General features: G+C 61.6%; 7 protein-coding genes and 7 pseudogenes. 9 read left to right on the top strand and 5 right to left on the bottom strand.

What is annotated here, in order from left to right; all coding sequences use genetic code 11:
* Positions 1-355: 355 nt before the first annotated feature.
* Both HT578_RS10170 and HT578_RS10165 read right to left on the bottom strand, forming a co-directional pair.
* Positions 356-1,264: a ribose-phosphate pyrophosphokinase gene (locus HT578_RS10170; protein WP_004212748.1), complete on the bottom strand. Its 909-nt coding sequence runs from the start codon at positions 1,262-1,264 to the stop codon at positions 356-358.
* Positions 1,261-2,259 carry a thymidine phosphorylase gene (locus HT578_RS10165; protein ID WP_479684958.1) on the bottom strand — a complete coding sequence of 333 codons (999 nt, stop codon included), beginning with the start codon at positions 2,257-2,259 and terminating at the stop codon, positions 1,261-1,263. Before HT578_RS10165 ends, HT578_RS10170 begins: the two co-directional genes overlap by 4 nt.
* 66 nt (positions 2,260-2,325) lie before the next feature.
* Between HT578_RS10165 and HT578_RS10160 the strand changes: the two are divergent.
* Positions 2,326-3,164: pseudogene (locus HT578_RS10160) on the top strand (IS3 family transposase); the annotation flags it as partial.
* Between the two features lie 213 nt (positions 3,165-3,377).
* Here the strand turns inward: HT578_RS10160 and HT578_RS10155 are convergent.
* A pseudogene (locus HT578_RS10155) lies at positions 3,378-4,671 on the bottom strand (IS110 family RNA-guided transposase).
* Positions 4,672-4,824: 153 nt separating this feature from the next.
* Between HT578_RS10155 and HT578_RS10150 the strand changes: the two are divergent.
* The 5 genes and pseudogenes from HT578_RS10150 to HT578_RS10130 all read left to right on the top strand — a co-directional run.
* Positions 4,825-5,163 (top strand): annotated as a pseudogene (locus tag HT578_RS10150) (integrase core domain-containing protein); the annotation flags it as partial.
* A gap of 3 nt (positions 5,164-5,166) precedes the next feature.
* Positions 5,167-6,225, top strand: a pseudogene (locus HT578_RS10145) (APC family permease); the annotation flags it as partial.
* A 104-nt stretch (positions 6,226-6,329) separates the two neighbouring features.
* Positions 6,330-7,833, top strand: a pseudogene (istA, locus tag HT578_RS10140) (IS21 family transposase).
* Positions 7,830-8,687: an IS21-like element helper ATPase IstB gene (gene istB / locus HT578_RS10135; RefSeq protein WP_213503864.1), complete on the top strand. Its 858-nt coding sequence runs from the start codon at positions 7,830-7,832 to the stop codon at positions 8,685-8,687. The pseudogene istA (HT578_RS10140) and the gene istB (HT578_RS10135) overlap by 4 nt, the downstream one beginning before the upstream one ends.
* A 294-nt stretch (positions 8,688-8,981) precedes the next feature.
* Positions 8,982-9,632 (top strand): YitT family protein, encoded by a 651-nt coding sequence (locus HT578_RS10130; RefSeq protein WP_213503863.1) that lies wholly within the window; start codon positions 8,982-8,984, stop codon positions 9,630-9,632.
* A 564-nt stretch (positions 9,633-10,196) separates the two neighbouring features.
* On the opposite strand, the pseudogene HT578_RS22225 reads toward HT578_RS10130, so the two are convergent.
* Positions 10,197-10,343: pseudogene (locus HT578_RS22225) on the bottom strand (IS110 family transposase); the annotation flags it as partial.
* Positions 10,344-10,459: 116 nt separating this feature from the next.
* Here HT578_RS22225 and istA (HT578_RS10125) point away from each other — a divergent pair.
* Positions 10,460-11,974 (top strand): IS21 family transposase, encoded by a 1,515-nt coding sequence (gene istA, locus HT578_RS10125; protein ID WP_103730415.1) that lies wholly within the window; start codon positions 10,460-10,462, stop codon positions 11,972-11,974.
* The gene (gene istB / locus HT578_RS10120; protein ID WP_213503862.1) at positions 11,961-12,689 is read left to right on the top strand and encodes an IS21-like element helper ATPase IstB; all 729 of its coding nucleotides are present in this window, start codon (positions 11,961-11,963) and stop codon (positions 12,687-12,689) included. Before istA (HT578_RS10125) ends, istB (HT578_RS10120) begins: the two co-directional genes overlap by 14 nt.
* A 212-nt stretch (positions 12,690-12,901) precedes the next feature.
* On the opposite strand, the pseudogene HT578_RS22220 reads toward istB (HT578_RS10120), so the two are convergent.
* A pseudogene (locus tag HT578_RS22220) lies at positions 12,902-13,153 on the bottom strand (IS110 family transposase); the annotation flags it as partial.
* Here HT578_RS22220 and HT578_RS10115 point away from each other — a divergent pair.
* On the top strand, positions 13,112-13,411 hold the full coding sequence (locus HT578_RS10115; RefSeq protein ID WP_213504560.1) for a hypothetical protein: 300 nt from the start codon (positions 13,112-13,114) through the stop codon (positions 13,409-13,411). The pseudogene HT578_RS22220 and the gene HT578_RS10115 sit on opposite strands and share 42 nt — an antisense overlap.
* The last annotated feature ends 92 nt before the right edge of the window (positions 13,412-13,503 follow it).

The raw sequence follows: 13,503 nt of genomic DNA, 5'->3' as shown, positions 1-13,503 counted from the left end.
TGCATGCGAGTTGCCCGCGCCGCCCTCGGCGCGATCGAGCCATCGCTACGCTTCCATCACATCGTCGACCGGCAGCGGGTTACTGGCGCCCGGCGGGCGAGGGGGGCGGGTTGGCCCTTGACGGCTGCGCGATCGGACGCCCAGGATAGCAGGGTGGCGCGCTTTACTTCGGGCTCAAGCTTCAGGTGCCCAGCAACGTCGAGGGGATCGATGAACGAGCGTGTGTGCGACACGACATATCCTCCTTCCCTGCCGCGATTTTCTCCGAAAGGGAGATCTCAGGAGATTGGTTCGGACTCGTTTAGGGTCAATGGATGAGGACGCGCACAGCGTTTGCCGGGCGTTCATTTCCGTCTTAGAACTGACGCGCAGCACGCCATTCAATCCGGTGGCGAACGGCCTCCGCGATCGCTGGCATGACGTCTATATCATTCGACGCATGTGCAACCGCGTTCGTGCTGACGATCCTTTCGACAAGCCCACCCAGAACCTGCGCTGCATCGCCGGCAAAAAGCGGATGCACGACCACGCAATCCGGTCGCGCGAACCCCATGCCGACCAGTTGGCGCGCCGCCTCGGTGAGGGTCCGACCGGATGAGGCGATATCGTCGACCAGCACTGGCTGGCGATCGAGAAACGCTGGGGCATTCGGAATCGAGATGGTGACGTGACGGTCGCCGGATCGGATTTTCTCGCACACGAGAAACGGAGCATCGGCATCGGCCGCCACCTGCGAGACCCACTGTTCGCTTTCCAGGTCCGGACCGATGATCAGCGGGCGAGCGACATTGCGCTTGATCCACGAGGCCAAAAACGGCGCGGCATGAACAACCTGGGTTGGGATGCGGTAGATTTCCGACAATTCATGGTAGCGATGGAGATGCGGATCGACCGTCACCAGCCAGTCGAGATGGCGAGACAGGATCGCAGCAAAGGTTCGCGACGTCACCGCCTCGCCGGCATGGAAGCGTATGTCCTGGCGCATGTAAGCGAGGTAAGGGGCGACGAGCCCGATCCTGCGAGCGCCAAGATCGCGCGCGGTGTCGGCTGCGAACAGCAGCGGCAACAGCTTGGCGTCCGGATGATCGAGACTGGACAGCAGGATGACCTCGCGGTCGCTGACGTCGTTTCCGACCCTGAGATAGGTTTCCCCGTCAGGAAACTGACGATGCTCGATCGTGCCGACCTCTGCATCGAGCGCGGCGGATAGCGGCTGTGCCAGGGCCTCGCTGCCAGGCAGCGCGAACAGGACGGGACGGTTCATAGCGCTTCAATCCCGAAGATCGGCCCGTCGCTCACGGCATAGGCCGCCGCATAGTCGAGCTCGCCCGGGCTCTCGGCATGAATGCTACACAAGGGAGCCCCGGCATCCACCATCTGGTTCAGCCGACACTGCAGTGCGACGCCAGCGGCCTTGGCCACCGGCGCGCCGGCGAGCTTCGCGACCGTCGCGAGCTTGCGATTGTCGATACTCACCAGGCGGCCGCTATAGGGAGCGATCATATCCTGCTGAAACCGGGCGACCGGTGGAGCCCGCATGCCGCCCTGCGCTTCGCAGATACGTTGGAACTTGGCCCAGGCCCCGCCGCTTTCGAGACACGCCCGCGCACGCGCATAGCCTTCGCCGGCCGGGGCCGCGTCAGCGAGCTCAAGCAGTCCTCCCGCCAGCTCGCAGGCCCGGTGGGCGAGATCCTCGGCGCCCGGCTGCCCCTGGAGGACGGCAAGGATATCCTGCGCCTCGAGCGCCGGGCCGATGCCCCGTCCGATCGGCTCCGCGCCGGGGCCGCGCATCACGCGCGTGCGAAGCCCGAAGGCTTGGGCGACCGAGCTCAGCGCGCGCTCGAGCGTATCGGCGGCATCGGTTCCGCGTACCTTGGCGGTCGGCCCGACCGGGATATCGATGACCAGATGGGTCGCACCGGCCGCGATTTTCTTGGACAGCACCGAGGCGACCATCTGCCCTACGGCATCGATATCGAGCACTCGTTCAACGCCGATGATCACATCGTCGGCCGGGCTGAGATTGACGGCGCCGCCCCAGGCGATGCAGCCGCCTTCGCGCTCGACCACCTTGCGGATGGCGGAAACGTCGAGGTCGACAGGTGCAAGCACCTCCATCGTGTCCGCCGTGCCGGCCGGCGAGGTGATCGCCCGCGACGATGTCTTGGGCATGATCAGGCCCTCCGCGGCCATGATCGAGACGATGATCGGCGTGGTGCGATTGCCCGGCAATCCACCGACGCTATGCTTGTCGACGATGACTGATCTGCCCCCCGCTGAGTGGCCCAGAGACTATGATAGTCTGGACCACGAAAGGGACGATGAATGCCGAGCAAGAAGCACAAGCCGGAAGAGATTATCGGCAAGCTGCGTGAAGCTGAGATTGTGCTGGCGCAGGGAGCCTCGACAGCAGAGGCGTGCCGCCGGATCGCAGTCAGCGAGCAGACATACTATCGCTGGCGCAAGGAATATGGCGGCCTGAAGACCGACCAAGCGCGGCGGATGAAGGATCTGGAGAAAGAGAACCAGCGGCTACGCCGGGCGATTTCGGATCTGACGTTGGACAAGCTGATCTTGCAGGAAGCTGCCAAGGGAAACTTCTAAGCCCCGCGCGGCGGCGGCGCTGCATCGATCAGTTGCGACAAGATTTGCCGATCCGGGTGTCCGAGCGACGGATATGCCGGGTGCTAGGGCAGCATCGATCGACACAGCGCAAGGTGCCGCGTGGGGCGGATGACGAACAGGCGCTCACGGAGGACATCGTCGCGTTGGCGAAGCAATATGGTCGCTATGGCTACCGCCGGGTGACGGCGTTGCTGTGCCATGCTGGGTGGACGGTGAACCACAAACGGGTCGAGCGGATATGGCGACGCGAAGGACTGAAGGTCCCGCTGCGCCAGCCCAAACGGGGACGCCTGTGGCTCAACGACGGATCATGTATCCGCCTACGGCCTGAGTATCCCGGGCATGTGTGGGCCTACGACTTCGTCGAAGGGCGCACGCACGATGGCCGCAAGTTCCGGATCCTGACCATCATCGATGAGGCCAGCAGGGAGTGCCTGGCACTCATCGTTGCCCGGCAGCTCAAACACGAGGATGTGCTGGCGGCGCTGGCTGACCTGTTCATTTCTCGCGGTCCTCCGGTACATATACGGTCCGACAACGTCCTGGGTCACGAAGGAAAGCGAGATTTGGTCAACAGATCTCTATGCGCCGACATTGAGCGGCGGGGCATGCATTCTGAGCCAGACGGCTTCCACCGTCAACGGGATCGCTCCCTGCCATAGCAAACACAGGATCCAGCGGCGCCGAAGCGGCCGTGGTCCTCACCGTCCTTAGAACGAGATACGCACCCAGGTGGAAGGCCCGAACATTATCTACAGGGTCGCTTTCGCGCCCTCACGGCACTTGCAGAGAGGGGTCCTTCCACCTGGCATCCGACCGTTCAAGGAACGGTCGGTACTCTGTCCCCGTCTTGATGACGGCATGGGCAACGCGCGCCATCTTGGCGGTGAGCGCCGTCATCGCCTTGCGGCGACGATCGGCATCATCCGCGTGCCCGGCAGTGTATCGTCCGAGCTTGTCGCGGAAACTGTTGTTGCGCTGACGTGCGGCGACCTGGGCAGCCATCCAAAAGGTCCGCCGCAATCGCGCATTACCGTACTTGGACAGCATCGTGCGGCCTCGGAATGTACCGGACTGCCGGGTCGCAAGATCAAGACCGCAGAACTTCAGGAACTGACGGTGATGGCTGAAGCGGCGTAGATCGCCTGCCTCGGCGAGAATGGTCAACGCATTGATGGGCCCAATGCCAGGGATCATGCGCAGGAGCTGATAATCGCGGTTTTCGGCCAGCATGGCATGCGCCGTTCGCTCGATCTCGTCGCGCTGCCGGATCAGGTTGCGTGCTTGGGCGATCGCCATGCGGAACATAGCGATCGAGACGGAATCCTCGTCGACAGGTAGCGCCACGGAGGCGCAGGCGGTCTCGTAGATATCGTTGATCAGCCGGGCCTTGGACACCTTGCGGCCGACCAAGTCCCATGCTTCGCGGGAGAAAGTCTCCTGGCCGAGCACAGTCATGCTGGCTGGAGTCGGGAATCGTTCGAGCAGAGCAAGGAACCAGTCGGATCGGCTGTTGCCAGCGAAGCGTTCAATCTCCGGGAAATAGAGCGGCAGGTAGTGGGTCAGGATGCGATGCCATGTCTGCGTCTTAGCCTTGGAGATCGCCTCGTGCGTTTTCGACATCTCCTGCAGGTCGTTGATCCCGGCGGCGAGCGGATCGACGTATCGCTGGGTGGCGCCAATCCGCAGCATGTGCAGGATCACTTGCGCATCCTTGGAATCGTTCTTGTCCCAGCCATTGTGCAGAGCCTCGCGCGTTCGAGCCAAGGCAACGGACGAGATCAAGCGCAACTCGAAGCCGGCGGACAGCAGGCGATGCGCCAGCGTGCGGTGGTAGTTACCAGTAGCCTCGAAGCCGACGATGATCGGACGCCCGATGTCGCTAAGATCCGTGGCCAGGCGATCATAATCTGCCTTTGTCGCCATCACCGTCATGCGACGTCGGCGTCCGCCTTCTGGACGTTCGATCAGGACCTCCTGGCGGTGTTTGGACATATCGATGGCTACCAGCACGGCGTCGGTGGGATTAGAGCTACGCTTGGTCATGGTCGGTCTGTCTCCAAAGGGTTGAGTCGACAACTTCACTCTAGAGACCTGCGGGCCGATCATGACCGCCTTGATAAAGCCTGCGGGCGCTACGCGCCCTTGCCTTCATCAAGGCAGTGCGCCCCTTCGAGGGGCCGCTTCCCAATGTGCTACGGAAGCGAATTTATCGCGACCGCTGTCCAGAAATGGTTGGGGCAGATCGGCGTGAAGACGCTCTACATCACGCCGGGATCACCATGGGAGAATGGCTATAACGAAAGCTTCAACGGGTCGCTTCGCGACGAACTGCTCAACGGCGAGATCTTCTACAGCCTTGCTGAGGCCAAGGTGCTGATCGAGGCATGGCGGCGGCATTACAACACCGTTCGCCCTCACAGCAGCTTGGGCTACCGACCGCCGGCACCGGAAACGGCGACACCGCCATATCCGGCCTCCGGTTCCGCTTCGCTCCACCTCCGTCCGAATATGGCGGCGATGGGCTTAATCCACTAACAAACCAATCGGTCCACTCGGTGGGGGCAGAACATGGTCGCGATCAAGGTCACAGCACTGGCGGTCTTTGTCGGGCTCACCATCCCCGTTCTCAAGGGCGCCCATTTCACGCCGTTTCTGCCTAATGGCTGGTTCGGTGCCGGCCACGGTGCCGGACTGGGCGCGGTTGGCGCTGCAGCATCGATCTTTTTTGCCTACGTCGGTTTCGATGCGGTCTCCACGGCAGCGGAAGAAACACGAAACCCGCAGCGCAATGTCCCTATCGGACTTGTCGGCAGCCTAGCGATCTGCACGGTGTTCTACCTGCTGGTTGCGGCCGGCGCCATCGGCGCGATCGGTGCACAACCTGTAACCGGTTCACATGGCGAGATTCTTGCCCCTGGAACGGCCGCATCGGCCAACCGCTGCGCGTCACTGGCCGCGGCTGGCACGGAACCGCTGGTTTGCTCGAAAGAGGCACTGGCTCATGTTCTTCGCCAGATCGGCTGGACCCGGCTCGGAGACCTCATCGGCATCGCCGCCTTCCTTGCCCTGCCATCGGTCATCCTGATCATGGTTTTCGGGCAGACCCGCATCTTCTTCGTCATGGCCCGAGATGGGCTCCTGCCCGAGCGCCTGGCGACGATACATCCCCGCTGGAAGACTCCGCACCTGGTGACATTGATCACTGGCGGCGCCGTTGCCGCCTTTGCGGCATTCCTTCCCGTCGGCAAATTGGCCGATATCTCGAATTCGGGAACGCTGTCTGCCTTCTTCATGGTGGCGTTGGCGGTCATGATCCTGCGTCGCACCCAGCCAGGGCGTCACCGTCCTTTCAGGACGCCGGCGGTCTGGCTTGTTGCTCCGCTAACAATGGCCGGCACACTCGGGCTCTTTCTCAATCTTCCCTTCGAAGCGAAAATGGTGTTGCCCGTGTGGGGCGGTATGGGTCTCCTTGTCTATTTTGCGTACGGCTACCGCAAGAGCCATGTCGGGAAGGAGCAGTGTCGCGCGACATTCAGGTTGAGAAAGCGCGACAAACAAGATGAGAATCTTGCGTTCCGGGATTGGCGAAGGGCGTAGCCCGTAGCCGATGCCGGAACGCAGGGGGCGCCTTTTGAAGGGTGCCTGTGATGGTCGTGGTGGTCGCTATGCATTGGGTTTTCCTAGGGAGGAGGACCTGACGTGTGGCGGGCCGACACATCAACGATCATCAGGTGAGACTTTTCATGACCCACAGACGTAACGATCCCGTCGCCCTGGCGGCGGCCAAGGCCGGTTTCAGCCCGGCGACAGGCTACCGGGTGCTGCAGGATGCGCGCCTGCCTTCTCAGCGACAGGCGCCGCGCGGCCGACGGCGGCCTGATCCGCTATCAGGCATTTTCGAAGAAGTCGTCGTGCCGATGCTGGAGGCCGCCCCCGGTCTTCGTCCTGTCGCGATCTTCGAGGAACTGCGCCGCCGGTACCCGGATACCGAGTTCGGCTCACGACGAACCCTGGAGAGGCGTATTCGCGACTGGCGCGCTCTGAACGGCCAGGATCGGGAAGTCATCTTCAGGCAGGTTCATGAACCGGGACGGCTCGGCATGTCCGATTTTACGTGCATGAACGATCTGGACGTCGCCATCGCCGGGGCCCCCTTGGATCACTTGCTCTATCACTTCCGCCTGCCTTGCGGTGGCTTTGAACATGGGCACGTCATTCTGGGCGGCGAGTTTCGTCGCCCTGGCCGAAGGGCTGCAGAATGCGCTCTGGTCTGCTGGCGGAGCGCCCAGGCTCCACCGTACCGACAGCTTGTCGGCCGCCTTCCGCAACCTGGACGCAGATGCGAAGGCCGACCTGACCAAGCGCTATGACGCCCTATGCGCCCATTATGGAATGGAGCCGACGCGCAACAACACAGGCATTGCCCACGAGAACGGTGCGATCGAGAGCGCCCACGGCCATATCAAGGCTGCAGTCAAGGACGCGCTGTTATTGCGCGGGACCACCGACTTCACCGACCTTGCCGCTTATCGCCGCTTCATCGACGAAGTCGTGACCGCAAGGAACCGGCGCCACGGTCCCGGCATCGATGCTGAGCGCAAGGCGCTGCAATCCCTCCCGAACGCACGGACTACCGATTACGAGGAAGTCCTCGTGACGGTGACGTCCTCGGGCGGCTTCACTCTGCGCAAGGTGTTCTACACGGTCCCCTCGCGCCTGATCGGACATCGCCTGCGCGTGCGCCTTTACGACGACCGTCTCGATGTCTTCATCGGCGGCACAAGGCTCATGACCCTGCAGCGCGGCCGCGCCGGTGTGAACGGTAAGCACGGCCACGTCGTCGATTATCGCCATGTCATTCATTCCCTGCGGCGCAAGCCGATGGCGCTACGGGGATTGGTCTATCGTGACAGCCTGTTCCCCCGCGCGCCCTACCGCCTCATGTTCGAGCACTTGCTGGAAGCTGTGGGCGAGAAAGAAGCCTGCCGGATCATGGTCGAGCTTCTGGCCATGGCCCACGAGCGCGCCTGCGAGGCGGAGCTCGCCCATATCCTGGAGGAGGACCTGGCAATCCGCAGGACCCCATGCCTGTCGGCACTACGGGCCCGCTTCAGCCCCGATCCCGCCACTTTGCCCGAAGTCGTGGTCGAGATGGTCTCGCTCTCGATCTACGACGGGCTGATCGAACAGGGAGAAGCGGCATGAGCACGGCTCCTATGATCGACGCACAGCGCCTGGGCCTGATGCTCAATGAACTGCGCTTGCCAACCATCAAGCATATCTGGGGAGATTTTGCGGCCCAGGCGGACAAGGAAGGATGGCCCGCGAGCCGGTTCCTTGCAGCCCTTGCCGAACATGAACTCGCCGAACGCGATCGCCGCCGGATCGGGCGTCATCTGGCTGAAGCCCACCTGCCGGCAGGCAAGACGTTGGACTGCTTTGCGTTCGAGGCCGTGCCGATGATCTCCAAGGCCCAGGTCATGGCCCTGTGCGCCGGCGATGGCTGGCTCGACCAGGGTTCCAATCTCATCCTGTTCGGCCCGCCAGGCGGCGGCAAAAGCCATCTGGCGGCGGCGATCGGCCTGGCGTTGGTGGAAAATGGCTGGCGAGTGCTGTTCTCCCGCACCTCTGACCTCGTCCAGCGTCTGCAGGTCGCTCGCCGCGAACTGACGCTGGAATCCGCAATCGCCAAGCTCGACAAATATCATCTGCTCATTCTCGACGACTTTGCCTACGTCTCACGCGATCAGGCGGAAACCTCCGTCCTCTTCGAACTGATCAGTGCCCGATACGAGCGCAGATCCTTGCTCATCACCGCCAACCAGCCCTTCGGTGAATGGAATCGCGTCTTCCCGGACCCGGCAATGACGCTCGCTGCGGTCGACAGGCTCGTGCATCACGCCACGATCTTCGAGATGAACGTCGAAAGTTATCGCCGGCGCACGGCTCAGGCCCGCCGCACCGGGGCTGGACGTCCTGCCGCCTACACCACTCCGAAAGTCCTCGAGACCATCCGCGACAATCAGGATGAGAACGAGGTCCTTGCCAGCGACAATTAAAATCGGCACTGAATGACGCGCCGCGACAATCACATTCTCATCCTGATTGACGCGCAATCCTCATCCTGTTTGTCGCGCTACAGAGCAGGCTGCAGCGAGATTGCTCGTGGCAGACAGTGCCTCGCCCCGGCTCTGATACACCCATTGCGCGTCCCGTTCCCCTCCCGGCGATCCTTCAGGAGGGATCGGCGGAGGGTCCGCAATACCTGCTTCATGCAGCACGAACAACGCTAGGCATCAGACCCAGCAGCAATTTGAAAAAAGGGAGAACCACACCAACTCGATGAGGATCAGATGCAAAGTATCACTACCCCGCCAGCCAATGCCGACGTTCTCCTGTCGCCTGCAGACGCCAGACCGCACACAGTCGTCGAAGACACATATGCCGGTGTGATCGCTTGCACCTTTATCGCATTTGGCGTGGTCATGCTGCGGCAGGCAGGCCTCGTGACCGGCGGCATGGCGGGCGTTGCCCTGCTATTGTCTTACTATCTGCACTATCCGGCCACGACGCTTTTCGCGGTCACCAACATTCCCTTCTTCTGGCTCGCCGGGAAACTCGTAAGCATCCGGTTCGGCCTGAAGACGATGGTTGCGAGCATGGCGATCATGGGCTTGGGGCTCCTCCTTCCCGTCAGCTTCGGCTTTGCCTTTCTCGATCCCTTGTTCGCGGCAATCTTTGGCGGAACGCTGTGCGGGATCGGTATTCTCGTGCTGGCCCGCCATGGAGCGGGCGTTGGCGGGGTCGGCGTGGTGGCGCTCATGCTTCAGCGTTTCAAGGGCTGGAATGCAGGGACCACGCAGCTCGTTTGCGACATAATGATCCTGTCCACCTCACTCCTTATCCTCGACATGCACAAGTTCCTGCTCTCGCTGGTCTCAGCGTTTGCGGTCAATGGCGTCATGATCGTCAATCATCGTCCGGGACGCTATATCGGCCACTGAATAAGTGCCCAATGGCCATTGGACAGATCATAAAGGCGGAAGGGTGGAGGGGGCATTCAAATCAACTGCCGCCGGGGAGCTGAGCCGTCTATGCGGCGTGGAATGTGTCCACAGCGCCAGACGCTGGGTGCTTGTAGCTCAACTGCCTTTGATCTTTGGGCTCTTCACGCAGAACTGTCCGCTGCGATCAGTTTCGATTTTGTGGTTACCCCCCGATAGGTGTCCGGCGTCAGCACCCATGGCACAGATTATGGGTTGAGATTTAAGGAGGGTTTGGGCTTCTTCGTAGTGACGAAGGAACGCATCTATGGACGCCTCCTGCGCAAGGTGATTTCTCGATGTTGCTTCGGCATTGGATGCGTGAATCTATCCGGCCTATTGATTGAGGCAGATTTGCCCCTGGCCATGATGGGAATCCGCTCGTTTCAGTGCCTTTTAAGATGAGCGGCCTCGAAGGCCATCGTTCCTTGCAGGCTGTGAAGCGGCGGTCCGTGCCGTTACACTATCAAGTCTTCCACCTCGCATTCGTAACATCTGATAAGACTGTGGCCCGCTACCGGACGGTCAGGCCATTTTGTAGTTTTCGCCGCTTCGCAACATCGCCCAGGCCATGCGTGCGGTCTTGTTCGCCATCGCGACGAGTGTCTTGTTGTGGCCCGCCCTCGATTGCAGTTCCTGCGCCCATTTTGAACGCCGGTCGTCATGCTTAGCTGTGGAGCGGCGTGCAAAATTGCCCCCCTTAGCGGGGTGATCGGCGTCTAAAATTGACCCCCTTCATCTCATTGTGTGAAGCGCCGCCGTTTGGGTTCCGAACGGCGGGTACAAGGATGTTGGTTGTGGAGACGATTACGAGGATCCGCCGGGAGCACCGGGACGGTAAGCCGATCAAGGCGATAGCGCGGGATTTGCGGCTGTCGCGCAACACGGTGCGCAAGGCGGTCCGGGCGCCGAACGCAGATGCCAGTTACGAGCGCAAGGAACAGCATCGGCCGCAGACTGGTCCTTTCAGCACTCGCCTGGAAGAGCTGCTTGAAGAGAACGAAGGGCTGCCCCGGCGTGACCGGCTTCGCATGACGCGGATCCATGATCTGCTCCAGCGCGAAGGGTTTGGCGGCTCTTATGACGCTGTGCGGCGCTATGCTGCGCGCTGGAAGCGTGAGCGTCGCGTCGAGGCCGGCGATATGGCCAAGGCGTTCATTCCGTTGATGTACCGGCCCGGCGAGGCTTACCAGTTCGACTGGAGCCATGAGGACGTCGAGATCGCCGGCAAGCCGATGCGCGTGAAGGTCGCGCATATGCGGTTTTGCTGGTCACGGGCACCATTTGTCCGTGCCTATCCTCGCGAGACGCAGGAGATGGTGTTCGACGCACATGCCCGCGCCTTTGCCTTCTTCGGTGGGGTTCCGACGCGCGGCATCTACGACAATATGAAGACGGCGGTGACGACGGTGTTCACCGGCAAGGAACGCCTGTTCAACCGGCGGTTCCTGATCATGACGGACCACTATCGCGTTGAGCCGGTAGCCTGTAGTCCTGCCGCAGGGTGGGAGAAGGGACAGGTCGAGAACCAGGTTCAGACCAGCAGGGAGCGCCTGTTCAAGCCGCGCCTGCGCTTTGCCAGCCTCGAGGAACTGAACATCTGGCTGGAGGCCGAGTGCCGGCGCTGGGCGGAACGCAACCAGCATCCAGACCAGGAAGATATGACGATCGCGCAGGCGCTGGAGGCGGAGCGGCCGATGCTGCAACCGCTACCGGTTCCCTTCGACGGGTTCTTCGAGAGCGAACACGTAGCCAGTTCGACGTGCCTCGTGAGCTTCGATCGCAACCGGTACTCGGTGATGGCAAAGGCGGCCCATCAGGCTGTGCAGGTGCGGGCCTATGCAACGCGCATCGTGATCCGCTGCGACGGCGTTGTCGTGGCCGAACACGAACGGGTCTTCGGTCGGAACCAGACGATCTTCGATCCATGGCATTACCTGCCCATCCTCGCCCGCAAGCCCGGTGCGTTGCGCAATGGCGCCCCCTTCCAGGACTGGGCTCTCCCACCTGCGCTGGCCCAACTGCGGCGCAAGCTGGGCAAGGGCGACGATGCCGACCGGCGCTTCGTGCGCGTCCTCGCCGCTGTCCCCGAAGATGGCCTGGAGGCTGTCGAGGCCGCAGTGCGCGAGGCACTCGGCGCCGGTACTGTCAGCGACGAGATCATCCTCAACATCCTGTCCCGTCGACGCGAGCCTCATGACGTCCAGGCTATGGACGTCGTCGTCAACCTGAAGCTCAAGCATCCGCCAGAGGCGAACTGCGGCCGCTACGATACCGTGCGAGACCTCGATGCAGCGGCATGAGATCATGGCCGCCCTCAAGGGACTGGGGCTCAAGGGCATGGTCACAGCCTTCGATGATGCCGTCACCAACGGCATCCGCCGCGACAGAACGGTCATGGAGATGTTGGGCGACCTGTTGCGTGCGGAGACGGCGCACCGGGATGCGGCATCGATCCGTTATCGCATGACCGCAGCCAAGCTTCCGGCGATCAAGGACCTGGATGGGTTCATGTTCGATGGCACGCCGATCAACGAAGGACTGATCCGCTCGCTTCATACGGGCTCGTTCCTGCCGGAACGGCGCAATATCGTGCTGATCGGCGGAACAGGCACGGGTAAGACCCATCTGGCTCTCGCTATCACCGCCGCGGTGGTGCGCGCCGGTGCCAGAGGCCGATACTTCAATACGGTCGATCTGGTGAACCGGCTTGAGGAAGAGGCTCGCCTAGGCAAGGCCGGCAGCCTTGCCACCCAACTCTCGCGGCTTGATCTCGTGGTACTTGATGAGCTGGGCTACCTGCCGTTCGCCCGGTCCGGTGGTCAGATGCTCTTCCACCTGATCAGCAAGCTCTACGAAAAGACCTCGGTCATCATCACGACCAATCTCGCCTTCGGCGAATGGCCGAGCGTCTTCCACGACCCCAAGATGACCACCGCGCTTCTCGATCGCATCACGCACCACTGCGACATCATCGAGACGGGCAATGACAGCTGGCGGTTCAAAAACCGGAACTGAGCCGAAAACCCCTTCCCCCGGACCCCCATCCCCGGCGGTTAACCCGGTGGGTCAACAGGGACCTCCCACGGACGCCGCCGCCAGCACACCTGACGGTGCGCGTCGTCGTCCGTGGGCCCCTCCTATCGACTACCGGGATAACCGCCAGACTACCGAAAGGTGGGGTCAATATTGGACGCCGATAGGGGGTCAGTTTTGCGCGCCGGTTGACACTTCGAGCCCTTCACGAATGGCTTCACGAAGCGCGGATGGATCAGGTGTACCGTATATCCTAGCTCCTCGAAGACCCGTCCCCAATGGTGCGAACTGGCGCAAGCCTCCATCGCGACCGATTGCGGTTGCAACTTGGTCACCGCATCGGGCAACTTTGCCCTGCTGACCTTACGCGAAACCAATTCGCCATCGCCAGAGATCCCATAGATATGAAAGGACTGTTTGCCCAAATCGATCGCCAACATTTGCATGTGATGAACTCCTCGCCTTGGTCGCTGTGGCACTATGCTCGGCCCGATTGCAGGAGGCGTCCATCCCATAAGATGAAGCCCAAACCCTCCTTGCGGAAATCGCCGACCAAGGCCCCTGCTGAGGCCGTGATGAAAGACATCCGCCGACAGACGCGGCGGCATTTCTCAGCCGAGGACAAGATCCGCATGGAGGTGTTGCAGGAAGTGGTCCGTCATGCCTATGAATTTCGTATCAACACGCTTCCAAAGACAGTGTGATCGATAGGCTTTATCTTTATCTTCTACATTAATTATCAAGTGGGCTGAATCTGTTAGCTCCAAAAATTAGGTGCATTAGTTATTTTAAGTAC

It is taken from the genome of Novosphingobium decolorationis, from assembly GCF_018417475.1.
Taxonomy (GTDB): domain Bacteria; phylum Pseudomonadota; class Alphaproteobacteria; order Sphingomonadales; family Sphingomonadaceae; genus Novosphingobium; species Novosphingobium decolorationis.
This window is presented reverse-complemented; position numbering and strand designations above follow the sequence as displayed.

Excerpts from the sequence above, each read along its gene's own strand:
- HT578_RS10130 (WP_213503863.1), top strand. The coding sequence starts at position 8,982 with ATGCAAAGTATCACTACCCCGCCAGCCAATGCCGACGTTCTCCTGTCG.
- istB (WP_213503862.1), top strand. The coding sequence starts at position 11,961 with ATGCAGCGGCATGAGATCATGGCCGCCCTCAAGGGACTGGGGCTCAAG.
- istA (WP_103730415.1), top strand. The coding sequence starts at position 10,460 with ATGTTGGTTGTGGAGACGATTACGAGGATCCGCCGGGAGCACCGGGAC.
- istB (WP_213503864.1), top strand. The coding sequence starts at position 7,830 with ATGAGCACGGCTCCTATGATCGACGCACAGCGCCTGGGCCTGATGCTC.
- HT578_RS10115 (WP_213504560.1), top strand. The coding sequence starts at position 13,112 with ATGAAAGGACTGTTTGCCCAAATCGATCGCCAACATTTGCATGTGATG.
- HT578_RS10170 (WP_004212748.1), bottom strand. The coding sequence starts at position 1,264 with ATGAACCGTCCCGTCCTGTTCGCGCTGCCTGGCAGCGAGGCCCTGGCA.